This is a genomic window from Pseudomonas caricapapayae (assembly GCF_001400735.1).
Classification (GTDB): domain Bacteria; phylum Pseudomonadota; class Gammaproteobacteria; order Pseudomonadales; family Pseudomonadaceae; genus Aquipseudomonas; species Aquipseudomonas caricapapayae.
On record NZ_LJPW01000156.1, the window covers coordinates 112,714 to 137,191 of the forward strand.

At 59.2% G+C, this 24,478-nt stretch carries 15 protein-coding genes and 1 pseudogene; 4 read left to right on the top strand and 12 right to left on the bottom strand.

All coding sequences use genetic code 11. The annotated features are described in order from the left end of the window. Window positions 1–10: 10 nt before the first annotated feature. The 6 genes from cheB to ALO80_RS23505 are packed head-to-tail and all read right to left on the bottom strand — an operon-like array spanning window position 11 to window position 7,513. Window positions 11–1,021, bottom strand: a complete 1,011-nt coding sequence (gene cheB, locus ALO80_RS23480; protein WP_055010715.1) for a chemotaxis response regulator protein-glutamate methylesterase — start codon at window positions 1,019–1,021, stop codon at window positions 11–13. Beyond that, window positions 1,018–3,393 (bottom strand): hybrid sensor histidine kinase/response regulator, encoded by a 2,376-nt coding sequence (locus ALO80_RS23485; RefSeq protein ID WP_055010716.1) that lies wholly within the window; start codon window positions 3,391–3,393, stop codon window positions 1,018–1,020. The genes cheB and ALO80_RS23485 overlap by 4 nt, the downstream gene beginning before the upstream one ends. Beyond that, a complete protein-coding gene (locus tag ALO80_RS23490; RefSeq protein WP_055010717.1) occupies window positions 3,390–4,079 on the bottom strand; it encodes a chemotaxis protein CheW in 690 nt (229 codons plus the stop codon). The genes ALO80_RS23485 and ALO80_RS23490 overlap by 4 nt, the downstream gene beginning before the upstream one ends. Next, window positions 4,079–5,350, bottom strand: a complete 1,272-nt coding sequence (locus tag ALO80_RS23495; RefSeq protein ID WP_055010718.1) for a CheR family methyltransferase — start codon at window positions 5,348–5,350, stop codon at window positions 4,079–4,081. The genes ALO80_RS23490 and ALO80_RS23495 overlap by 1 nt, the downstream gene beginning before the upstream one ends. After that, the gene (locus ALO80_RS23500; RefSeq protein WP_055010719.1) at window positions 5,347–5,883 is read right to left on the bottom strand and encodes a chemotaxis protein CheW; all 537 of its coding nucleotides are present in this window, start codon (window positions 5,881–5,883) and stop codon (window positions 5,347–5,349) included. Before ALO80_RS23500 ends, ALO80_RS23495 begins: the two co-directional genes overlap by 4 nt. Window positions 5,884–5,890: 7 nt before the next feature. Then, window positions 5,891–7,513 carry a methyl-accepting chemotaxis protein gene (locus tag ALO80_RS23505; protein WP_055010720.1) on the bottom strand — a complete coding sequence of 541 codons (1,623 nt, stop codon included), beginning with the start codon at window positions 7,511–7,513 and terminating at the stop codon, window positions 5,891–5,893. 290 nt (window positions 7,514–7,803) lie between these two features. On the opposite strand from ALO80_RS23505, the pseudogene ALO80_RS23510 reads away from it, so the two are divergent. Next, a pseudogene (locus ALO80_RS23510) lies at window positions 7,804–13,777 on the top strand (NEL-type E3 ubiquitin ligase domain-containing protein). Between the two features lie 60 nt (window positions 13,778–13,837). Here ALO80_RS23510 and ALO80_RS23515 read toward each other — a convergent pair. Then, entirely contained in the window at window positions 13,838–14,584 is a 747-nt protein-coding gene (locus ALO80_RS23515) for a tellurite resistance TerB family protein (RefSeq protein ID WP_054986684.1), read from the bottom strand. 300 nt (window positions 14,585–14,884) lie between these two features. On the opposite strand from ALO80_RS23515, the gene ALO80_RS23520 reads away from it, so the two are divergent. Then, window positions 14,885–16,972, top strand: a complete 2,088-nt coding sequence (locus ALO80_RS23520) for a hybrid sensor histidine kinase/response regulator (protein ID WP_055010721.1) — start codon at window positions 14,885–14,887, stop codon at window positions 16,970–16,972. 59 nt (window positions 16,973–17,031) lie between these two features. On the opposite strand, the gene ALO80_RS23525 is transcribed toward ALO80_RS23520, so the two are convergent. The 3 genes from ALO80_RS23525 to ALO80_RS23535 all read right to left on the bottom strand — a co-directional run bounded on the left by ALO80_RS23525 (window position 17,032) and on the right by ALO80_RS23535 (window position 20,572). After that, window positions 17,032–18,138, bottom strand: coding sequence for an NADH:flavin oxidoreductase/NADH oxidase (locus tag ALO80_RS23525; RefSeq protein WP_055005343.1), 1,107 nt, complete (start codon window positions 18,136–18,138; stop codon window positions 17,032–17,034). Between the two features lie 112 nt (window positions 18,139–18,250). Continuing rightward, window positions 18,251–19,966, bottom strand: a complete 1,716-nt coding sequence (gene recJ / locus ALO80_RS23530; RefSeq protein ID WP_055010722.1) for a single-stranded-DNA-specific exonuclease RecJ — start codon at window positions 19,964–19,966, stop codon at window positions 18,251–18,253. 63 nt (window positions 19,967–20,029) lie between these two features. Beyond that, window positions 20,030–20,572, bottom strand: a complete 543-nt coding sequence (locus ALO80_RS23535) for a YaeQ family protein (protein ID WP_003314240.1) — start codon at window positions 20,570–20,572, stop codon at window positions 20,030–20,032. Window positions 20,573–20,896: 324 nt separating this feature from the next. Between ALO80_RS23535 and ALO80_RS23540 the strand changes: the two genes are divergently transcribed. Continuing rightward, complete coding sequence (locus ALO80_RS23540; protein ID WP_055010723.1) at window positions 20,897–21,736, top strand: TIGR02285 family protein; 840 nt, start codon at window positions 20,897–20,899, stop codon at window positions 21,734–21,736. A gap of 171 nt (window positions 21,737–21,907) precedes the next feature. On the opposite strand, the gene ALO80_RS23545 is transcribed toward ALO80_RS23540, so the two are convergent. Beyond that, window positions 21,908–22,204 carry a DUF3509 domain-containing protein gene (locus ALO80_RS23545; protein ID WP_054988423.1) on the bottom strand — a complete coding sequence of 99 codons (297 nt, stop codon included), beginning with the start codon at window positions 22,202–22,204 and terminating at the stop codon, window positions 21,908–21,910. Between the two features lie 288 nt (window positions 22,205–22,492). Here ALO80_RS23545 and ALO80_RS23550 point away from each other — a divergent pair, with 288 nt between their 5' ends. Beyond that, window positions 22,493–23,155: a response regulator transcription factor gene (locus tag ALO80_RS23550; protein WP_055010724.1), complete on the top strand. Its 663-nt coding sequence runs from the start codon at window positions 22,493–22,495 to the stop codon at window positions 23,153–23,155. On the opposite strand, the gene ALO80_RS23555 is transcribed toward ALO80_RS23550, so the two are convergent. Continuing rightward, entirely contained in the window at window positions 23,128–24,414 is a 1,287-nt protein-coding gene (locus ALO80_RS23555) for an EAL domain-containing response regulator (RefSeq protein WP_055010725.1), read from the bottom strand. The two genes, ALO80_RS23550 and ALO80_RS23555, sit on opposite strands and share 28 nt — an antisense overlap. Window positions 24,415–24,478 lie beyond the last annotated feature (64 nt).

The window sequence follows — 24,478 nt, forward strand, 5'->3', positions numbered from 1 at the left end:
ACCTGAACAGTCATTGAGTGAATACCTCGATCAAGCGAGGTGCAATGGCGGGCAATGGGCGAATCTCCACGGCAGCATCAATGGCTGCAGCAGCCTTGGGCATGCCATACACGGCAGAACTGGCCTGATCCTGAGCGATGGTCAGAAAACCACGCTCACGCATTGCCTTGAGCCCCTGCGCACCGTCGCGCCCCATGCCGGTCAATAGAACGCCGACTGCCTCACCACTCCAATAACGGGTAACGCTCTCGAAAAACACATCGATCGAGGGCCTGTAAACTTCATTCACCGGCTCTGCGGTATACGCCAGCGTACCGTCCTTGAGCAAACGAATATGATGATTGGTCCCGGCCAGCAGCACCACACCGGGTTCTGGCGTTTCGCGTTCTTTTGCCAATCTTACCGGCAGGCCGGAAGCGGAACTCAGCCACTCGGCCATACCGGCAGCGAAAACCTGATCGACGTGTTGCACAAGGACGATGGCTGCCGGAAAACTCACCGGAAGCCCCTTGAGAAGTATCTCCAGCGCCGCCGGTCCACCCGCAGAGGAGCCGATCGCGACCAGCCTGTCGCGCCTTGAAGACTCCGACCTGGGCGCAGCCACCACGCGCTCACGGCCGACACGCTGACCGATCAGCCAGTCGATGTTGAGTATCTTGCGCAACAGGGGTGCCGCCGCCTCTCTGGGGTTGGGGCCGCCGATGGCAGGCGTGTCCACGACATCCAGTGCACCGTGGCCCATCGCTTCGAACACGCGACGCATGTTCTGCTCGCGGTCTACCGTCACAATGACGACAGCGCAGGGGGTTTCGGCCATGATCCGGCGTGTAGCCTCCACGCCATCCATGACCGGCATGATCAGGTCCATCAGGATAAGATCGGGGGTCTGCTCGACGCAACGCTGCACGGCGTCGGCACCATTGGACGCCACCCATATGATCTGGTGCGCAGGCTCGAAAGCCAGCGCACGGCGCAGGGCCTCGATGGCCATGGGCATGTCGTTGACGATGGCAATCTTCATCCTTGCGCGTCTCCTATCAATTCGACAACAGCGTCGAGCAAGGCATCATCATGGAAACTGGCTTTGGCCAGGTAGTAATCAGCACCGGCGTCCAGGCCGCGACGTCGGTCTTCTTCACGATCCTTGTAGGAAACGACCATCACTGGCAACGACTGCAGACGGGTATCTCGGCGCAACAGCGTCACCAGTTCGATACCGTCCATGCGCGGCATGTCGATGTCCGTGATGAGCAGATCAAAGTCCTCGGCACGCAATGCATTCCAGCCATCCATTCCGTCCACGGCAACCGACACTTCGTAGCCACGACTGACCAGCAGCTTGCGTTCCAGCTCACGAACGGTCAAAGAATCATCGACCACCAGCACTCGCTTGCGCGACACAGCGTCGACCTGACGGTTGCGCCGGTCAATACGCTCGAGGCGTCCGGTGTTCAGGAGCTTCTCCACCGAGCGCAACATGTCTTCCACATCAATGATCAACACGACCGACCCGTCATCGAGCAAGGCCCCTGCCGAAACGTCCTGAACTTTGCCCAGACGCGCATCGAGCGGCATCACCACCAGCGTGCGCTCGCCAATGAAGCGTTCGACGGCTACGCCATAAACGGCGTCACGCTCGCGAATAACCACAACCTTGAGCGACTCGCCGGCATTCTGGGCCGGGGGGCGATTCAACAATTGACTGGCCGAAACCAGCCCCACATGACGGTCTTCGTCCCAGAAGTGCTGACGCCCTTCCAGTTGCAAAATATCATCCGGTTGCAAATCGCGCATGCGCTCGATATGAGCCAGAGGAAAGGCATAGGCTTCCCCGCCTACTTCCACCACCAGGCTGCGCACCACTGAAAGCGTCAGCGGCATTTCAATCCTGAAGCGACTGCCCTCGCCAGCCCATTGCTGCAACTCGACACTGCCATGCATCTGGCGAACCATATGCTGCACCGCATCAAGGCCGACACCACGGCCGGATATCTGCGTGACCTTGTCGCGCATGCTGAAACCCGGCAGGAACAGAAAGCTGAGCAGTTCCTCTTCACTCAACTGCGCGGCGGTTTCGGCAGGCGAAAGCTTGCGGTCGACGATGCTCTGGCGCAGACGCTCCAGATCCACACCGCCGCCGTCATCGCTCAGTTCGACCACCAGCAAGCCAGCCTGATGCGAAGCCTGCAAACGAATCAGACCTTCAGGATCCTTGCCGGACGCCACGCGCTTCTCGGGTGATTCGATGCCGTGATCCACAGCATTGCGCAACAGATGGGTCAATGGCGCATCGAGCTTTTCCAGCACATCGCGATCGACCTGGGTCTTCTCCCCTTCGATCTGCAAGCGGACCTGCTTGCCCAGTTCACGTCCCAGGTCGCGAACCATGCGCGCCTGACCGTTCAGCACATCGGCAAAAGGCCGCATACGGCAGGCCAGCGCCGTGTCATACAGCAACTGCGCACGCTGCGCCGACTGCCAGCCGAACTCATCCAGCTCGGCAGTCTGCTGGACCAGCACGTGCTGCGCCTGGGACAACAGGTTGCGCGCATCTTCAAGGGCTTTCTGCACATCGGCCGGAGGGCCTTCTTCGCCAAAGCTGGCACCCAGCACTTCAAGCGCACGGTCGCTGCTGCTTTGCAGACGTTTGAGACGCTGCATACCGGCCAGCAGCGGCTTGAGTCGCTGGGTCTCGACCAGCGATTTGCTGGACATATCCAGCAGGCCGTTCAAACGCTCGGCGGTGACCCGCAGCACACGTTCGCCGCCCTCGGCCACCCGACGCTCACGCAACGGGGTAAACGGCGCTTCAGGTTCCGCAACCGGGATGGCGGCTGGCATGGCCACAGGACGCGACTCTGCTGCGCGCGGCTCAGCGATGGGCTCGATCGCTGTCGCCGGGGCCTCGGCTGAAGACTCAAGCTGCTGCATCGCGCTGGCCAGCAAGGCATCCGACCCCGGGTCCAGCAGCGGCGTACTGAGCGTGCGCGCAGCACCAGCGCCGGATGCCAGAAGTGCATTGAGCCTTTCGACATAACTGTCGATATCGGGCTGACCGACGCTGTTACCGCCGGGTGTGGCAATGCGCATCAACAGATCGGTTCCCGACAGCAGCGCGTCGATATGCTCGGCCTGCAGTAACAGACGCCCTTCCTGAGCGCTGACCAGACAATCTTCCATCACATGCGCGACACTCACCCCGAAATCGACGCCGACAATCCGCGCCGCACCCTTGAGCGAATGCGCTGCACGCATGCAGGCTTCCAATTGATCCGCCTGGGTCGGGTTACGCTCAAGCGCCAACAGACCCGCACTCAGTACCTGGGTCTGCGCGTCGGCTTCCAGTGTGAACAGCTCAAACAGCGAGGCGTCACGCATTTGATCTGGCGTCATGTGAGGCTCCGATGCACCGCCGACAGCAGCTCTTCTTCGTCCAGCCAACGCAGGCTGCGGTCCTTCCATTGCAAAACGCCGCGAGTGAAGCGGGCATTGGCATGGGTGCCGGAGGCAGAAGCGGCTTCAAGTTCACGCTCGTCAATGGCGTGAATGCCGTCAACCTCGTCAACCGGCACTACCACCGGACCACCTTCGGCGGCAATGATCAACATGCGCGGCACCACCCGCGCCGACGGGGTACTCACCGCGTTGCTGTCCAGACCGAGCAGTTCAACCAGCGATATGCACGCTACCAGAGCACCGCGTACATTGGCGACACCCAGCATCGCTCGTGAGCGCTGGTGCGGCAGCGAGTGGATCGTCTGATTGGGGGCGACTTCCGAGAGGCAGCGCGAAGCCAGCCCCAGCCACTCTTCACCGAGACGGAACACCAGAATCGAACGGGTCTTGATGTCGCGCAGCAACACCGAGCCCTGAAACTGTTCATGCGACTCCTGGGCCAGCGCATAGCGGTCCAGCAGTCGGGTAGCCGCAGCGGAATAAACCGCGCAGTTGCGGCAGTGAATATGCTCTTCAAGCAACGGGCAGGAGCGATCGCCGTGAATGCCGATGCGGTTCCAGCAATCATCGATATCCAGAGCCTGGTCATGGGTAAGACTGGAAAAACCGGACAGACCCGTCATCAGTGGTTTCCTTGTTTGTTCGCGCCACGTGCAGCACGGTCCTGCAAGCGTCGGGCCCCGGCACTGTCACCCTGAGCAGCCAGCAGTGCGGCCAGTTGGGCCAGCGATTCGGGATGCTGCGGTTGCAGGTACAACGCCTTGCGATAGAAACCCTGAGCCTGAGCCACGTTGCCTTCCACTTCGCTGAGCAGCCCGAGCCAGTAAAATACCTGTGCGACCGGCTCATGCTGTTGCAGATAGCGTTCACAGGCGGCCCGCGCTTCGGCACTTTTACCCTCATTGGCCAGACCGGCAATCCTGTCCAGAAGTGCTGATACCTCGCCATTGCCAGCCGCAGCGACCGGTTTCACCACAGGCGCAAAGGCTGCAGACGTTCGTATGGCGGGCCGTGGTGGCACAGCTGCCCTGACAGGTGCTTCGACGACTGGACGCGGAGCGGGCGGCGTCGCCGTCGGCATCGGAGCCGCTACGTCGACCGGCGCATGTCGGAAGGCAAATGATTGCGCAATACCGATCGAGCGCATGCCGATACCTGCCAGCAGGTTGCCCTCGGCCGGACCGATGAACAGCAGGCCGTCTTCACGGGTCAATTGCTTGAGGACCTTGAATACATGTTGCTGGGTCTGCCGATCGAAATAGATCACCAGATTGCGGCAAAAGACGATGTCATACGCGACCTGTGCAGCCAGTTTCGGATCGAGCAGGTTGCCCGCCTGAAAACTCACACAGGCGCGAACACTGTCGGCGATTTCAAAGCCGTCGGTAACCGGGTTGAAATAGCGCTCTCGATAGCCGATGTCACTGCCCCGGAAAGAGTTTTTGCCATAGACGCCATGCTCGGCCTTGGCAATCGAGACAGGGCTGATATCGATGGCATCGACTTTGAACTGCCGGGGCTCGACCCCTGCATCGAATAACGCCATGGCTATGGAATAGGGCTCTTCGCCGGTTGAACACGGCAGGCTGAGAATACGCAGCGGGCGGGCGCCGGCAAGGCTGGCGATCCGTTCACGAGCCAGCAGGCCTAATGTGACAAATGATTCCGGGTAACGAAAAAACCAGGTTTCAGGGACGATCACCGCTTCGATCAGCGCCTGCTGCTCTTGAGACGATGACACCAGCAGATGCCAGTAGGCATCGCTGTCGGGGCATTGGGCGGCCGTTGCGCGCTGACGCAAGGCGCGCTCGATGATTGCCTCACCGACGGAGGTCACGTCCAGCCCGATACGCTCCTTGAGGAAGCTGAAGAAACGCGAATCGTCACCCTTCATGGCGCGTCCTCAAGCAGTACGAGGTCGACTGGCGGCACCGGGTACAACAGCTCGCGAACCGGCTCGCTCAACAACTCCTGAACGTGAATCCATTGCAGCAGCCCCTGCTCATCCTCGCGAACCGGCCCCAGGTAAGGCGACAGGCGATTGTCCAGCCCGTATGCCTTGAATTGCGAGACCGGGCAACGCAGCGTTTCGGTGGCCTGCTCCAGAATCAGCCCGAGCAACTGCGCCGGGTGCGCGTCGTCGTGCCGATAATGCACCAGAACCATACGAGTGCTGGTGCGCGAGCGCGCTGACTGACCGGAGTTCAGCGCACTGATATCAATTACCGGCACGATCTCGCCACGGTGGGCAAAGATTCCCGCTACCCAGTGCGGTGCCTGGGCAATGGCCTTGAGCTTCACGCGAGGCAGGATTTCAGCGATCTCGGTCGCATCCAGCGCATAGCGGTCTTCGCCGATGCAAAACAGCAGAAAAAGTTTGCTTGCGGTCAGTGGCGTGCCGTTGCGCCTCGGCGATTGGTCCGTCATTGAATGTTCAGACCTTGAAACGCGAGACGCCGCTGCGAAGCCCGACCGCGACCTGACTCAACTCGTCGATGGCGAAACTGGCCTGGCGCAGGGACTCGACGGTCTGGCTGCTGGCATCCGCCAGTTGCACCAGTGCCTGATTGATCTGTTCGGCGCCCGTAGCCTGGGCCTGCATGCCTTCATTGACCATCAACACGCGGGGTGCCAACGCCTGAACCTGCTGAATGATCTGCGACAATTGCTCTCCGACCTGAGTGACCTCGAACATGCCACGGCGCACTTCTTCGGAAAACTTGTCCATACCCATGACGCCTGCAGAAACTGCCGACTGGATTTCACGCACCATCTGTTCGATGTCATACGTGGCAACGGCAGTCTGGTCGGCGAGGCGGCGTACTTCGGTGGCAACCACGGCGAATCCGCGGCCGTATTCGCCGGCTTTCTCGGCCTCGATGGCCGCATTGAGCGACAGCAGATTGGTCTGGTCGGCCACCTTGACGATGGTGACGACCACCTGGTTGATGTTGCCGGCTTTTTCGTTGAGGATTGCCAGCTTGGCATTGACCAGATTGGCAGCGCCCATTACCTGATGCATGGTGTCTTCCATGCGCGCAAGTCCCTGCTGGCCGGAACCTGCGAGGATCGAGGCCTGATCTGCCGCCGAGGTGACTTCGGTCATGGTTCGAACCAGATCCCGCGAGGTGGCGGCAATTTCCCGCGACGTCGCGCCGATCTCGGTGGTGGTTGCAGCGGTCTCGGTAGCCGTGGCCTGCTGCTGACGAGACGTCGCGGCGATTTCAGTCACCGAAGTGGTCACCTGAACCGAAGAACGCTGGGCCTGCGCAACCAGCGCGGTCAGCTCGGTCATCATGTCGTTGAAGCCGGTTTCGACCGCATTGAACTCGTCCTTGCGGGACAGGTTCAGGCGAGTGCTCAGGTCGCCGGTACGCATGATGTCCAGAATCCGCACGATCAGCTGCATCGGTGCCATGATCGAACGCATCAGCAGCAGACCGCAGGCCGCAGCCGCCAGTACTGCCACCAGCAGCGACAGGATCATGCTGATCTTGGCAGCGAGTACCGCGTTGACGATATTGGCGGTGGCCTGATCAGCCAGTTGCTTGTTGGCAACGATAAGGTCGTTTAGCTGTTTGCGGCCAGTGAGCCATACCGGGTTGACCTCGCCATAGAACTCGGCGCGTGCACCGGCGTAATCGCCACGATCGTACTTGGCGTGAACCTCTGCGAGCATGCGCGAATACACCTCGCGGCGTTTTTCGAACAGCGCAAAGCTGTCGCGGTCCGCGTTATCGAAAATGGACTTCTTGTAGCCGTCCATTTGCGCCTGCAAGTTCTCGTCGAACGCTTGAAACTGATCTTTTTCCTGCTTGGTCATCGCGCGCGCCTCGCCTTCGGCGATCAGCTCCAGCGTGCGGATGTAGCTTTCTCCCCAGGCGCTACGTACCAGCGTGCTGTAGTAGACGCCGGGCAACGCATCGAGACGGACTTCTTCCTCGCTGGACTCGATGGACAAAAGTCGTGAATAAGATACAACGACCATCAGCAGCATGATTGCGATGATGACGGCGAAACTCGCCAGAATCCGTTGGCGCAAGGTCCAGTTCTTCACAGTCAGCCCTCAAGAGTTCAACGACGGCGTCGGGCCGTGTTCAAGAAGCGGACCGACGAGCGGTCCAAGCGGCGTGAGTATAGCCCAGCCGTCACCCGGTACGCGGGGAATGCAAAACCAATCATGGCACTTGTCCATTTACACTCTTTCCCTGCCTGCTTGTCGGCAAGCGCCAGCACTACTTGAGCACACAATATGAAGAACATGCCTTGCGCATAGATAGTTAGCACTTGCAGTGCGGATCACAAACGTAAGCTTTGTTGCCTGTTCACTCATGACAAGGCACTTCAATGCTAGATAAAACGCCGGCGGGCAATACGCCTGCCACTCCACATGTAAACCTTATAGAAGATAAATCGCCTGCATGGCTGCTTGACGCAGAACCGGCAACGCATAAAGCCTTGCGCCGCGCGGCCACACATCCGCTGCAATGGCTGGAGCGCGCGCGCAAGTCCAGCCCGGACGAAGTAGATAAACTGCAGCGGCTTTACACACGTCAGCGCCAGAACGAACAACAGGTTCGCCCGACGCTCGATCGTCTTTCGACGCTGGAAGACTTTGCAAAGCCGCTGTTGACGGCCGCTATCAAGAAACGCTTCGGGCTGGACGTGGACGTCACCGCGACATGGCTGTTTCACGCCCGCCGGGCACGGGTCGACCAGTCGTTCCTTTCTGCGTCCAGAGACCCTGTTATCCAGGCCAACAAAGCGCTGAAGGCCGCCAACCAGAGTCTGCTCAAGGCTGCGCTGCAAAATTTCGAAGCGTGGGAAACAGCGCCTGGTGCGATGGACTCGGAATCGGGTCTCAAGGCTCAGGTGTTTTCTTCGTTTGAAATCATCGGTCAACAGATCAACGGTAAATCCCTGCCGATTTCCCCCAGCGGGTTCGCGGCGATGTGCCGTGACCTGGACCTGGGCGGCCAGTACCAGAGACACCTGGAATCCGTCTTCCGTACACCCTCGTTACCCGAAGAAACTGCGGACGCCGCAGTATCCAGGCTGCGCAGGGACTTTATGCAACTCCAGTCATCGTCCATCCGGCTGCAGTTGCAGATTGCATCGTTGCAGGAACACGTCAGCCCGCCTTTTGCAGGGCGCATTGCTGGATATTCTCGACGGCAAGCAAAACGTCCGACTCGATAACACGCCCGTCAAGTGCAGCCTACTGTGCCTGGGGGATGTCGAACTTGTCGGCCTTCTGGTTATCGGCAAGGACCGGGACAGCGCAACTCAAGCCGAAAAGATTGTCGTCTATATTCCGGATGATCCCGTTGCGCCGCTGAAGGAATACGACTCGGTCGAGGTCTTTATCAACGCGCTGCGTGATCGGATGTTCACTCAGGGGTATCTGGACTTCTTCACGCGTTTCATCCCGGCGCGCCATCGAAGCGCCTTATTCGAAAGGTTGTCTGAACGCCTTTACCCGAACTTCAAGAAAGGGGGGATTTTCGAGCGTCAGTGGCTAGAGCGTGAAGCAGACCGAAACGCACGGCTGGACCTCAGGGAGGTCGCGCTGCAAGGCCCCCTGCTGGACGCTTTGTACGATCGCAAACGTGCAGCCTTGAAGAACGACGCACTGTTTCATGGCGTGCCAACGGCAGCGCAAGATCAGAAAACCTCCGACGAGCGTCTGCAGTACTTCAAGGACAAAGCCTTCGATGTCTTGAATATCGCAGGCTTCGTCGTTCCGGTATTGGGCGAAGTGATGATGGGCGTCACGGCCATTCAGTTGGTCCACGAAGTTTATGAGGGCGTGGAAAGCTGGGCCAAAGATGAGAAACAGCAAGCGTTCGCCTACCTGTTCGACGTGGTGGAGAACATCGCCCTGATGTCGGCGCTTGGTGCGGCGGCGACAGGCGCATCAGGCATCCCTGCGATACAGGTGCCCGAGTTCGTACGCGGCCTCAAACCCGTGGAATTGCCGAGTGGAACCACTCGTCTGTGGAAGCCTGATCTGGCACCGTTCGCCCATGACATCGTGCTGCCGAAGGGACTGCAGCCCGACGCCACAGGCCTGTACACATGGCAGAACAAGCAGTGGCTGCCCCTTGAAGGGCGAACCTATTCGGTCAGGCCCGGCTCAACCGGCGAAGGTTATCGGATCGAACACCCTACTCGTCCGGAAAGCTATCAGCCCGCCTTGCGCCACAACGGAGCGGGAGCATGGCTGCATGAGGCCGAGCAGCCGCTGGAGATGGAAGGGCTGAGACTGTTTCGACGGCTGGGGTACTCCAGTGAAACGTTTTCCGACAAAGCAGCCAGCCGTATCGTGAAAGTCAGCAATACGTCTGAATCCGTGATGCGCGAGGCGCTGGCCGATCAGCATCGTCCACCGGCATTGCTTGAGGACACGGCGCGCAGGTTCAGGCTGGATCAGGAAATCGAGCGGTTCATCGAGCAGATGGAGGCCAACGAAGTAAACGCAGCGGCCTCTCTTCAACTTGAATTGCTGAGCCAGGACCCAGGCTGGCCGAACACTCATACACTGGTGCTGGTGGATGCCGAGGGCAGTGCGCTGCAGACATTCGCTTCGACACGTCAGCCGGTCGCAGGCGCTACCCGTAATATCGAAGTTCGTGCCGACCAGCCAGATGCCCTGCGCCAGGTGCTGGAAAAGCTAAGCAACAACGAAATCCGGACCCTGCTCAACGAAGAGTTCGGCGCGGGGCAGCTCGGTCTATCACCGCGACTGATCAGGCTGCGGGCGCAATTGGTGGCGCGGGCCCGAGCGACCCGAGCCAGGCTGTTCGAGTCACTTTACCGTGCCTTGAAGGTCACCGAAGCAGACGGTGCGCACACCATCCTGCAGGTGTTTCCCGGACTGCCGCCTTTGGTTGCTCAGGAACTGGCCAGTCATGCATCGCCGGCAGAACGGGTCCAGCTCATGACGGCACGCCGTGTACCGTTACTCATGGCCGAAGAGGCCAGCGCCTATTTACAGCAGGTAAGACTCGCGCGGGCCTATGAGGGACTTTATCTGGCCTCGGTATCCAGCGCCGATACCGATTGCCTCGTGTTGCACAGCCTTGAAGCTCTGCCGCAATGGCCTTCACAGGTCAGGCTGGAGGTCCATGATCGATATTTCGGTGGTCGGTTGATCGACAGCATCGGCCCCAAGGAGGCGACTGTCCGCAAAGTGCTGATCAAAGACGGCAATCGGTACGAGACACGAGACGCTGACGACCAGCACCAGCATGGGCTGGACGATTTGTATTCGTCCGTGCTGCATGCCCTGCCCGATGCGGAACGTAACCAACTGGGCTTTGCCCACACCAGCCAGGGCCCCGCGCTGGCAACGCTGATCCAGGAGAAACCCCTGCTCCGCCAAAACCTTGCGCCATTGCTCAAGATGCAGGCAATCAAGCCAGGCTCGAGATCGCCCATGCGTCTGGCCGACGGTCGACTTGGCTATCCTTTGAGCGGTCGCGGCAGAACCGACTGGCACATGACCGACGAAAGCCTGCTGGACAAGATCCGCATGCTTGAGCTGGAGGACGCATTCCCCGAAGACATCCTCAGTCGACTGCGCCACGTCGGCTGGGACAACAGGGCCATCGACGAGCGGCTCAACGCTCTGCTGGGCGAGCAAATGGTACTGCGGGCAAGTCTTGACGCCTGGGCCTATGAAGTCGTGGCCATGCCCGCCATGAGCCAGGCTCACATAGACAGTCGCACGCGCATCAACGAGGCTATCTGGAGCCACTGGCGCCTCTCCAATCTTCCCGAGATCGGGCGAACACTCGAACCGCTGCGCCTGCAATCGGTGTCCCTGACCGATTTCCCGCGATACCTGCCGGAGTTTGTGCATGCCCGTGTTACCGGGCTGTATCTGGAAAATATATCGATCGAACCCAGAACAAGACCTGGCGCAGGGGACATCACGCCTGCGGGCATGAACCTGCCCCGTCAGTTGACCAACAGCTTCGAGCTTGGCAGATTCTTGCAACGCTTCCCGCACGCGCGCTCACTGAGCCTGGTCAGCGAAGCGGGGGCCGTGACGGATCCCGAGACCTCAATCTTTCTCAACCTGCCCCAGCAGGTGTCCAGTGTGCTGCCTCAACTCACCGAGCTGTCGCTGATCAATCAGGGAATTTTTCTCGATCAGGCGCAGATGGATCACCTTCGCGCGATGCCTGAGCTGAGGAGGTTGAACCTGAGCGGCAATCGGCTGGTCAGCGTACTGCCCATGGATCTGGGCTGGCTGCATCTCGATCGACTGATACTGGAGCGAGTCGGTATGCATCGCTGGCCGTCATGGCTGACGGACATGATCCCGAATAATATTCGTGAGCTGTCGGTGGCCCACAACAACCTGACCGAACTGCCGAGCTGGATCCTCGACAACCCGCCGAGCCCCGAGCATCAGACCCTGATCGACTTGCGTGGCAACAGCCTGTCCCGGCACTCAGCGATGCACGCGCGAATCAATGAGGCCGTAGACGGCAGTTCCTTCCGCTTTGTCATGGACACTCCGGCGGCTATGCAGGCGGCTATAGACCTGCAACTGAGCGAAGGCAGGGAATTATCAGCAGCAGTCGATCATTGGGCGCAGGCTTCAAGCTCCATGGCCATCCCGGATGAACACTCCGTCGAAGCCCGCCGCCGGATCGGCAGGGCACTGCTCGATCACTGGCGAGCGTTCAGCCTGGGGCAAATCCATCGGCCTTTGCGCCTTGCAGACATTGCACTGAGCGACTTCCCCCGACAGTTGCCGAGCTTCTTCTATCGCCAGATACGCTATCTGCACCTGAGTAGAATCACCGGCACGGTGTCTGATCTGAACCAGCTGTTGCGCCGCATGACCGATCTGAACTCGCTGGAAATGGGTGGACATGTCGCACCGCTGCTGCAACTGCCATCGGCGCTGCTTGAACTTAAATCGCTTCGCTCGTTATCCCTGATCGATCAAGGGATGCTGATCGACCAACAGCACATCGATTTTTTCAGCCGGATTCCGACGCTCGAGCGGCTGGAACTCGACGGTAACCGTATAGGCACTATCCGAGACCCGTCCGCCCTCAACAACACTGCGCTCAACTGGCTGTCGCTGAACAACGTCGAGCTGGCCGAATGGCCTGCCTGGGTTGATGGCATGATTCCGGCACATTTGAGGACGCTGTTGCTGGAAGGCAATCTCATTACCGACCTGCCAGAGAACATCCTCGCCAATCCCCGCAGCGAATTTTCGCACACGGAAATCAGCCTGCTGAACAACCCGCTTTCCGAAGAAGCCATGCGTCGAGCGCATTTGTCAGAGCGTTACGGACGCTCGTTCAGCTTCGATATGGACCTGCCGCCCGATCTACGTGCTATAGGGTGGACCGAGCAACATGACTCGGATTCATCGATGTCAGATTATCTGTCCTCAGAGAGCGGTGAGGCATCGACACCGGAGCCCGCTACCGCCGAACCCTGGCTCGATGATAGCAACGCCCTGAGCACAGCGCGGCGCGAGATCTGGGAACAACTGGAAGCCAGCCAGCATACGCGCAATCTTCTGGATCTTGTCGGATCGCTGCGCCATAGCGCCGACTACCGCAACTCGGCCAGTCGCCCGGCACTGCAGGAACGCGTCTGGCGTGTACTCGCCACTGTGGGACAGGACCCGCAACTGGGGATGACCCTCAACGCTATCGCTGAAGAACCGCTCAGGCTGTTTCGTGATAACAACACCTGCCCGGACGGTATTCTTCTGGAGTTCAACCAGATGGAGGTACTGGTGTTCATTCGCCAGTCATTGCAGGACGTCGTGCCGGAGCAACGAGGTGCCTTGCTGTACCGGCTGACAACCCGGCTCTATCGGCTTTCCGAGCTGGATGCTGCCGCTCGCGAACAGACCGGAAGCCGTGATGAAGCCGAAGTCCGTCTGGCCTATCGCACACACTGGGCAAGCGCGCTGGACTTGCCTGTCCCGCCGGAGGGCATGCTTTACCAGGCCCACGCTGCCATCAGACCGGGCGAGTTCGATGCGGCCCTGCTCCGCGTGCAGACCGGCGAACAAGGCGAGCCATTCCTGCGCTTCGCCGAGCAGCAGGATTACTGGATCAACTACCTGCGCGAGAACCATGCAGGACGATTCGACGCACTCGAGCGCCTGTACCGGACTGACCTGACCCGTCTCACCGACGAGTTCGAGCAACGCAACATCAGCCTCGACAGCGCTGAATACGAAGTGCGCATTAGGGAATTCGAAGCGAGGTTCAAGCAACAGAAAACTACGTTGATCAGGGAACTGACCAACGCTGAAGGAATGGAAAACCATTGATGGAAAAGGTTGCCTGGCCACACACGGTGCGCCAGGCAACCCGCTGGCGGGAGTTCCGGCCTACTGAGCCTGGCGCACCTGCCCTTCCAGTTCGGTCTTCAGGCCGGGCTCCAGTTTCAACTGGCGCGCCAGCTCATCAAGGTAGGCGCGTTCCATGAAATGCTCTTCATCCACCAGCATGACACTGGCGATGTACATTTCCGCGGCCATTTCAGGCGTGGTGGCAGCACGGGCCACTTCTGCCGGATCCAGCGGCTTGTTCAACTCGGCCTGAAGCCATTGCTGAAGTGCCTGATCGTTGTTCAGCTTGCTGAATTCGCCCTCGATCAGTTCACGCTCACGCTCATCCACATGACCATCGGCTTTTGCTGCGGCAACCAGTGCACGCAGGATTGCCTGGCTATGCTGCTCGGCCTCGGCCTCCGGAAGCCGGTCGATGGTCTGCGGTTCGCGCTGACCGGTGAGCCCCTGACTGGCCTGCCAGTTGTTATAAGCCTTGTAGGCCAGTACGCCCAATGCCGCCAGGCCTCCGTAGGTCAGCACCTTGCCGCCCATACCGCGAGAGCGTTTGCCCCGCAGGAGACTCATGGCACCTGCGGCCAGTGCGCCACCACCGGCACCGGACAACAGACCGCCCAGCCCGCTCTGAGAACCGCCCTGGCCTTTTCCACCACCGAGCAGACTGCCCAGACCGTTGATCAATGAATCGCTGCCCGACGATGGCTTGCCGGATTTGCCATTAGTCTTGTCCTGCAACATGCTTTGTCCGGACTTGAGCAACTGATCGAGTAAACCACGCGTATTCACAGGAAGCCTCCTACAAGGTTTGTCAGATGAGTCATTGACCAACAAGTTGACAGGAAGTCACTGGCTTCTAACTGCCGGTGTGCTTCCGGATGTTACGAGTATCGCCAGGCCCCGTTCGTCAAACTGCACTGCCTGACGCCGAAATGCGTGCAACCGATATCGGGATTCAAGGGTCATAATGTGCCATCCGGGCGTAAAAGCGGGTATACAGCTCCCTTGCCTGAGTTGCTCGACACACTAAGCACATTCATATGAACACTGCTGCCCCCCTCCATGCAGATTGTCAGGAGCTTGCCTGAAGTGATATCGCCCACTGGTTTCCCGACAGCTAACGGCAAGGCTGCCGGGATTATCCGATCAAAGGACTGGAGCCAGACCTCTCTCGGGCCTATCGAGTACTGGCCGGTATCGCTGAAAAACACCCTTAATCTGATCCTGAACTCGCCAGAGTCCATGTACCTGCTCTGGGGGCCGGAGTTGGTGTTTTTCCATAACGACGCTTACACCCCCATCCTCGGCCCGCGCAACGATAACGCGATAGGTGCGCTTATCCCGGACCTGTGGGCCGATGTCTGGGATCAGGTCGCGCCACTGGTCATTGACGCATACGCGGGCAAGCCCTGCCATTACAAGGACATGCCGCTGAGCATGGCCCGCTTCGGTGAGATCGAACAGACATGGTGGTCGTTTTCCTTCTCGCCGGTGATCGACGAGCACGGCATGATCGTCGGCATGTTTTGCATCACCAACGAAACCACCGCGCATGTGCTCAATCAGCAAGCCTTGCAGGACAGCGAACGCAAACGCCTGAAGCTGATCGACGACCTGGTCAATCAGGAACGGCTACAGACTGCCAGGCTGGCACAACGGACTCTCGAGCTGGATACGTTTTGGGAGATTTCCCCGGACCCGCTGGCGATACTCGATTTCAACGGTATCTTCCTGCGGGTGAATCCGGCCTGGACGGTGCTTCTGGGCCATACGGAACAAGAGCTGCTGGGCAGTTCGATCATGACCCTGCTGCACCCCGATGATGTCCGTAATACCGAGGATGCCCTGAAACATACCATCAGCCATGTTCTACCGTTGTTTGAAAATCGTTATCAGCATGTCGACGGGACCTATCACTGGTTTGGCTGGACTGCTGCGCCGGGCAATGGAATCATTTTCGCGCTGGGCAAGCACCTGACCCACGAGAAGAAACGCATCGAAGCATTGCGTGCTGCCGAAGAAGCGCTGATCCAATCCCAGAAAATGGAAGCCGTCGGGCAATTGACCGGCGGTCTGGCACATGACTTCAACAATCTGCTGATGGGTGTGACCGGCAATATGGAGCTGCTCCTGTCGAGGATCCGACAGGAACGCTTCTCAGAGCTGGATCGCTATATCAATGCTGCACTGGAAGGCTCGAGACGCGCCGCCTCCCTGACGCATCGGCTGCTGGCATTCTCGCGTCGCCAGACCCTGGCCCCCAAGGCCACGGATATCGACCTTCTGGTCACGGGCATGGACGAGCTCATCCGGCGTACCGTGGGTCCCGCTATCGATATGCAGGTCGTTGCGTCGCGCGGCCTGTGGTCGACTCTGGTCGATCCGCACCAGTTGGAAAACTCGCTGCTCAATTTGTGTATCAACGCCAAGGACGCCATGCCCGACGGCGGACAACTGCTGATCCAGACCGGCAACCGCCATCTGAATGCAGCCACAGCGACAGAGTATCAACTGCCCCCAGGGCGTTATGTAGAGTTATCCGTCAGCGACACAGGCACTGGCATGGACAAGGACGTCATGGCTCGGGCCTTCGATCCGTTCTTCACCACCAAACCGTTAGGCATGGGCACCGGCCTGGGGTTGTCGATGATCTACGGTTTTGCACGGCAGTCGGGCGGCGGCGTTCATATCACTTCAAATGTTGGCGAGGGTTCCAACGTCTGCATTCTGCTGCCGATGCATGAAGGTGAAGCTGAAACAGTGGCACTCGAAGACAGCCCTCTACAGGTGCCCACGCCAAGCGCTGGCGATGAAACCATCCTGGTTGTCGACGACGAGCCTGCTGTACGCGTGCTGATTGCCGAGCTGCTTGAAGACCTGGGTTATGTCGTTTTGCAGGCCGAGCGAGGTGCCGATGCGCTGACCATTCTGCAGTCCAAGGCGGCCATCGACCTGTTGATAACCGACGTTGGCCTGCCGGGCGGCATGAACGGTCGCCAGGTTGCCGACGCGGCCAGAGAGGTCCGTCCCGACCTGAAAATACTGTTCGTGACCGGTTACGCTGAAAACGCAGCGCTGGCCCATGACACACTCGAACCAGGCATGCACGTGCTGCCCAAGCCTTTTGCCATTGCCGAACTAATCGGACGCGTCACCGAGTTGTTGGAGGGGGAATAAAAAAATGAGCGCCTTGCGGCGCTCATTTTTTGATACGTCATCCGTGAACCAGGTGATGATCAGTCGCGCAGGTCAGACTCATGAATCGGCTGATCCCGGTGTGTGGCCCGTTGATACTGCGCAGGCCAGGTCGCCAGCCGTCCACCCAGATCTTCGTCGGCACGCAATGGCCAGTACGGATCACGCAGCAGCTCACGAGCCAGCAGGATGATATCGGCCTGCCCGGTGCGCAGAATATGTTCTGCCTGAGCCGGATCGGTAATCATGCCCACCGTGCCCGTGGCGATATCGGACTCTTTGCGAACCCGTTCGGCAAATCGCGTCTGATAGCCAGGGCCAACCGGAATTTCCGCATTGGCAGACGTACCGCCTGACGATACGTCGATCAGGTCCGTGCCCAGTGCTTTCAGGCGACGCGCCAGTTCTACCGTTTCATCGGCGTTCCAGCCGTCTTCCACCCAGTCGGTAGCGGACACGCGAACGAATAATGGCAGTTCTTCAGGCCACACCGCACGCACCGCTTCGGTGACTTGCAGCGTCAGGCGAATGCGGTTTTCGAACGAACCCCCATACTGATCAGTGCGCTGATTGCTCAATGGCGACAGGAACTGGTGCAGCAGATAACCATGCGCGGCATGAATTTCCACGACCTTGAAGCCCGCGGTCAGCGCGCGTCGTGCGGAATCGACGAACGCTTTGATCAGCTCCTGAATCTGCGTTTCGTTCAGCTGTACCGGTGCTGTATGTTGCGGATCAAACGCAATCGCCGACGGCCCGACCGGTGTCCAGCCGCCCTCATTGAGTGAGATGCTGCCATGTTTGCCAAGCCAAGGGCGCCAGGTGCTGGCCTTGCGGCCGGCATGCGCCAGCTGGATGCCTGCGACGGCACCCTGAGCATTGATAAAGCGGGTGATGCGTTGCAGTGGCTCGATCTGTTCATCGTTCCACAGCCCAAGGTCTTCGGGCGTGATGCGGCCGTCCGGCGTCACCGCCATCGCTTCGCTCATGACCAGGCCTGCACCGCCAACGGCACGACTTCCCAGATGAACCAGGTGCCAGTCGTTGGCCAGGCCGTCGACACTGGAGTACTGACACATCGGCGACACCGCGATGCGATTGCGAAGGGTCAATTGGCGCAGGGTGTAGGGTTCAAGCAGCAGACTCATGGCAACCTCTCGTAGTGAAAATTCAGGTGTCCAGGCCTCGTTCATTCATTGAACGATCCGGCAGACAGTCTGTTGTCGACAACCCGGTAGCGAGAGGGGTTCCTGCTGATTGTCAGCGTGGCGCGAGATGCACCACCATCAGCTGTACGGTTTCGTTGCCACGAAACTCGTTGAGGTCGAGTTTGTACGCGAGTTCGACCCAGCGAATATTGGGGTTGGGCCAGATGTCACGGTCGACGCTGAACGCAATGCCATCGAGCTTGACGCTGCCGCACTCGGTCTTGAGGACCATTTTCAAATGACGCTCGCCCACCACGCGTTGCTCGACCAGTTGAAACACCCCGTGAAACAACGGCTCAGGGAAGTGCTGCCCCCAGGGACCGGCATTTCGCAACGCGCGGGCCAGCTCCAGATGAAACTCCTCGACCGCCAGCGAACCATCAGACAGCAAGCGCCCGGTCAGGTCCTGCTCATCGAGCTGCCGACGCACTTCCAGATCGAATGCTTCGGCAAACGCAGGAAAGTTTTCCTCGGGCAGGGAAAGACCTGCCGCCATGGCGTGTCCGCCGAATTTGCTGATCAGTTGCGGGTGACCCGCAGCCACGGCGTCCAGCGCATCGCGAATGTGAAAGCCCGGCACCGAGCGGGCCGAGCCCTTGAGCACGCCCTCCCCGGCACTGGCGAAGGCGATGGTGGGCCGGTGGTAACGCTCCTTGAGACGCGAAGCCAGGATGCCGATGACGCCCTGGTGCCATTCGGCGTCGAACAGGCAGAGGCCGAATGGCATGGACTCCACTGGCAGGTCCTTGAGCTGCGCAAGCGCCTCGCGTTGCATGCCCTGCTCGATGGACTTGCGGTCCTGGTTCAACTCGTCCAGTTGCACGGCCATTTCACGCGCCAGTGTCGGGTCATCGCAAAGCAGGCATTCAATGCCCAGACTCATGTCATCCAGACGTCCCGCTGCGTTCAACCGCGGCCCGAGAATGAACCCCAGGTCGGTGGAAGTAATGCGCGAAGGCTCTCGCCGTGCGACCTCGAGAATCGCGCGCAGCCCCGGCCGTGCGCGCCCGGCACGAATACGCATCAGGCCTTGATGGACCAGAATGCGGTTATTGGCGTCGAGCGGTACAACGTCCGCTACGCTGCCCAGCGCGACCAGATCCAGAAGCTCGCCAAGATTGGGCTGTGCACGCTGATTGCTCTCGAACCAGCCGGTTTCACGCAAACGCGCACGCAAGGCCATCAATACATAGAAAATAACCCCGACACCGGCCAGCGATTTACTGGGAAAGGTACAACCTGGCTGGTTGGGATTGACGATGGCGTCTGCCGCTGGAAGCTCGTGACCCGGCAAATGGTGATCGGTTACCAGTACCTGCAAGCCCGCTGCCTTGGCAGCGGCCACGCCCTCGACACTTGAAATGCCATTGTCCACGGTAATCAAGAGCTGAGGTTCGCGCTGCAACGCGACTTCGACGATTTCCGGTGTCAGACCATAACCATACTCAAACCGGTTGGGCACCAGATAATCCACGTGCGCCGCACCCAACAGGCGCAGACCCAGAACACCCACAGTACTGGCGGTCGCGCCGTCGGCATCGAAATCGCCGACGATCAGCATGCGCTGCCCCTCGCGCAACGCTGTCACCAGCAGGTCTACCGCTGCATCGATGCCCTTGAGTTGCTGATAAGGAATCAGCCGCGCAAGGCTTTTGTCCAGCTCGGCCTCGCAGGCCACGCCCCTTGCCGCGTACAGCCGGGTGAGCAAGGGAGGCAGGTCGCCGAGAAATGGCAAGGTATCGGGCAATAGACGAGGTTCAATGCGCATGCGGGTCAGCTGATTCTCTTTGCAGTGTCGATTTATGTGTCTGCCGGTCGGAACGGGGGGTTATCAACCGCGCTCGCCCGCAAGCCATTGCAACTGGACTTCATGCTGGCCACGGTCGTCGGTGACGAACACGGTCCCCTCACTGATCATCACATCCCACTTGATGACCCGAGGCATGTCTTTGGCCAGCACTTCCAGCACCTCTTGCGGAACGGCGGCAATATTGACGTTCTTCAGGTTTTTGATCGCCGGGATGACCTTGCCTTCCCAGACACGCAGACTGCCATAGGCCAGCAGGCTGGTGCGTTCGGTACGGCGCGAGCACCAGGTCAGGCGGTCGGCATCAGGCTGGCCCACTTCGATCCAGTGCAGCACGCGATCATCCAGGCTTTTTTCCCACAGCGCAGGTTCATCTACATCGGACAGGCCGCGGCCGAACGACAATTGCTCGTTGTACCAGAAGGCATAAGCCAGCAGACGTACGGTCATGCGCTCTTCGGTTTCCGAAGGGTGACGGGCGATGGTCTGCTTGACGCTCTCGTACACTCCGCGATCAAGGTCGGTGAGATTGAGTTCGAATTTGTAGGTCGTGGACGGCTGGGCCATGAACGGGCTTCTAGTATCTGGAGGGAAGATGGCAAGTCTAACCGATGCCGGGCCTGTGAACGAACTTGCTCGCACAGGGATGTGTTCGCCCCGATTTGCGGGCTATACAAAAATCGATAGCCTGAAACAAAATTCTGATACAAATCTGTGCTTACAGACGATTTGCAGTGACAGCCTGAATTCCCGGTCGGGGCAGGCGAATGTGACGCCATAGACGCAGGACCACTCAAAGAGCTGCCCCCACACTCCAGATCGTTGAACCATTTTCGAGGATGACACCCGCGAATGCCCCTTCCTGCCTCGTACTGCACAACGGCTCGATTGATGCTCGCCCTCTTGCTGGCGGCCCTGTCATGCGCCAGTCAGGCGAGGGAGACGCTGACCTGGCTGATGCGTGACATACCGCCTTCGACGATTTTTTCCGGGGCCATGCGCGGGCGCGGCGCGATTGATCAGCTCATGCCGTTGCTGACTGCACGGATGCCCGGCTACGATCACGTTCTGATGCGCGTCAACCGCGCCAGAGGCCTGCAGATGCTGAACGACGCCACGTCGCTCAGTTGCGATCCCACCATGCTGTGGACCGCCGAACGAGCCAAAACCCTGCTTTTCTCGATCCCGATCGGCGCCATACTCAGCAGTGGCCTGATTGTACGCAAAGAGGAAATCTCGAGGTTCGAGCCCTATGTCGAAGACGGAAAAATCGACTTCGCCGCATTGATGGCAAGCCGCACAATCAAATTGGGCATGGTTGCCGAACGCAGCTATGGGGAACTGATCGACCATACGCTGCAAACTGTCGACGAAGACGCACTGGTGCTCCATTACGGTAATGATGCGACCGGTAGTCTTCTGCAAATGGAGCGCCTGGGACGTCTGCAAGCTTTTATCAGTTTCTGGCCGGAAGCGCGCTATCAAGCTATGCAACAAGGTATCAGGCCAGATGAACTGACCTTTTTACCGATCAAGGGCAACTCCGCCTATCAATTTGTCTACATCAGTTGCAGCAACTCGCCCGAAGGCAAAAAAGCCCTCGCGCAGATCAACCGCGAGATGCACGAACTACGCGAAAGCAGCCTGATGGGTTTTTACGCAGAGTGGCTGGAGCCCGAGCAACGGGCACGCTACCTGGAGGACGTAAGAGCGCTGCTGGAGAATAACTGACCACACAAAAGAAACCCCGGGCAGAGGGGGGCCTGCTCGGGGTAAACATGACCACTATGGTCAGTACGCCAGCCCTCGATCACCGGAGCACAATGATCAAACCTGACGTAATGAATAAGAGTGCTGCGAACCCGTTAGGTTCCGGCATTGTTGACATGGATCAAGCAACTGTTAAGCAAAAGACGGAGTGCCGACAAACGTACGGCCGATTGCAGCATTGCGCATCGCAGCAATGACGCATGGCTCGATTCTGCCCTCAGCGACCATCAAATCCCGGCGTAGCCCGTCTACCACGTCGGTAAGCTGACGTTTGTCGCTCAGTTGATCGGCGCCGAAGGTACGCTCGATCACACAAACGCCCGCCTTATCTTTCAGAGTCACCAGACGTTCACCCCGAGTACCTGCCGGGCCGATACAGGCCTGATAAGGAGCCAGCGCTTCGCTTAGCAGTAAGCTGATATTTTCCATCCGGATCACCACTCAACAGTTTGAATGCAAAGGTGCTAACCAATGACCGTCGGCGATAGCAGAAAGTTCTTTTTATCACCTGATCGCAGCACCTGTCTGTCATTTCGAGCATGCCTGTTGAATGTGACAAGGAAAAAACCAGAGGTAGAGGAATACGGAAAGCAGGTTCGTAGGAAAACTCAACACAATTCAGCTACGCGTCCTACAGGGTGCCTATGCTATTGATCACTGCTTTAAATCGACCCGTCATCTGTAATACCCGTCAGCCCTTTTTGATGGAGCCACCTCTTGAGCGATTCCAATGCTCGCCCGCTGCGCGTCATCGTGGCTGATGACCACCCTATTTTTTTGATTGGTCTGCGTGTTGTCCTGGAACAGGACGGTCTGGCTACCGTCGTCGCCGAGGCCCGTAATCCGGACGAACTGCTGCAGGTGCTCACGCACCATGTCTGTGATGTGCTGGTGACTGATTTCATGATGCCCGTCGAACGACAGAACGATGGCCTGCGCCTGCTGCAGCGTATCCACCGGGACTTTCCGGCGCTGCCAGTGATCGTTGTGACCACGCTGAGCAATGCCGGGCTTTTTCAGTCCATGCTGGACCTTGATGTTCAAGGTCTGTTGAGCAAGGCCAGCCTTGCCGGAGAGCTGCCTGCTGCAATCAGGGCCGTGAAACACGGTAAGCTGTTTGTCGCCGATTCCGTGCGCAGGGCACTGAGAGAAGCCCTGCACCACGGGCCTGACGCGCCGTTACAGACGGAGCGATTGTCGCCAAGGGAGCTGGAAGTGCTGCGCCTGCTGTCGGCCGGTCATACGGTCGGCCAGATTGCAGCCCTGCTCAATCGCAGCAAACAGACCGTCAGTGCCCAGAAGGTGGCTGCCATGCGCAAACTAGGCCTGGCCAACGACGCTGCGCTGTTCATCTATTTGCAGGAAAGCGGCATGTCATGAGGCCGCCGATCTGCCAATGTGGCGAGCAGATGAGGGATACCGCGCTCGGCAACCCAGCGCATGAACCCCGATGCGGACATCGGAGGTGCAATGAAATACCCCTGAATGGCAGGATTGCCCAGAGCCAACAGGCTGTGAAAATCTTCAATCGTCTCGACGCCCTCAACCACTACCGGCATCGACATCCGCTGCGCCATAAGCATGGCTCCCGCCACCACAGCGGACTTGCGCGCATCGTCGGCCATGCCGCGCACGAACTCGGTCGGGATCTTCAACTCGCTGAAGGGCAACTGCAGAAGTCTCTCGATATTCGAAGCGCCCATGCCAAAGTCATCAATAGACAGTTTGCAGCCCTGCATGCAAAGCCTCAGCAGGCCTTCCAGTTGCCAGGTTTCCGGGCGGGCGGCGTCCTGCTCGAGAATTTCCAGGGTCAGTGCAGTTGGCGGTACGCGATGACGCGCAAGCGCCTGCATGATCTGCTCGGCGAAATCCGGCTGCTGTAGCACCTGAGGGTCGATGTTGACGGCAATCGAGAGCGCCTCACCCTGCTCGCGCATGACCTGTGCCGAAAACTGCAGAGCCTGATCCAGCACACGCCAGGTCAACGCAATGGTCAGCGCCTCAGCTTCAATGGCCTCCATGAACCGTCCGGGAGCCAGCAGGCCATGCACTGGATGTTGCCAACGGACCAGCGCCTCGGCGCCCAGCAACTCGCCTTGCAGACTGACCTTGGGTTGAAAATAGGCAACCCATTGTTCGGCAACGGAAGCATCGTCTACAGGCATGCTGCCTGGCGAATCAAATAACTCCACAGCAGACAGTGCACCGAATGCGCCGTTTACCGGCGACTGAGGCGCATGCACGGCACGGCTCTTTACGTACGCCTCGAGCAGGTCATATAACGCTGCAGCCGAAGCAGGTTTCTGCACATACCCCAACACCTTCAACCCTTGGCTGAGCGCCAGCTGAGCAACCCCCTCCAGCACGCAAGCGGCGGAACTGCTCACAATGATCAGCGCCCTCGCCAGTCCGTTTTCAGCCATGAAACGGATCAACTCGAGGCCGTCGGGACCTTCCATCTGCAGGTCACAGATGGCAATGTCGACTGGCCCCCGGCTTTGCAGGGAAAGCCGGGCAACCGCAACGCTGTCGGCCGCCAGCACATCGAACACCTGATTGGCGTTGAGCATCTGGTGCAGGGCCATCAGCTGGAAAGGATGATCTTCGAGAATCAGAACCTTGAGTGAGTGCACGGTCATGCCTACAGAGTCAGGGCCAGCGGCCCAGGGGAACACTTACTGTAGCTCGTCCCGAGCGCTCGCC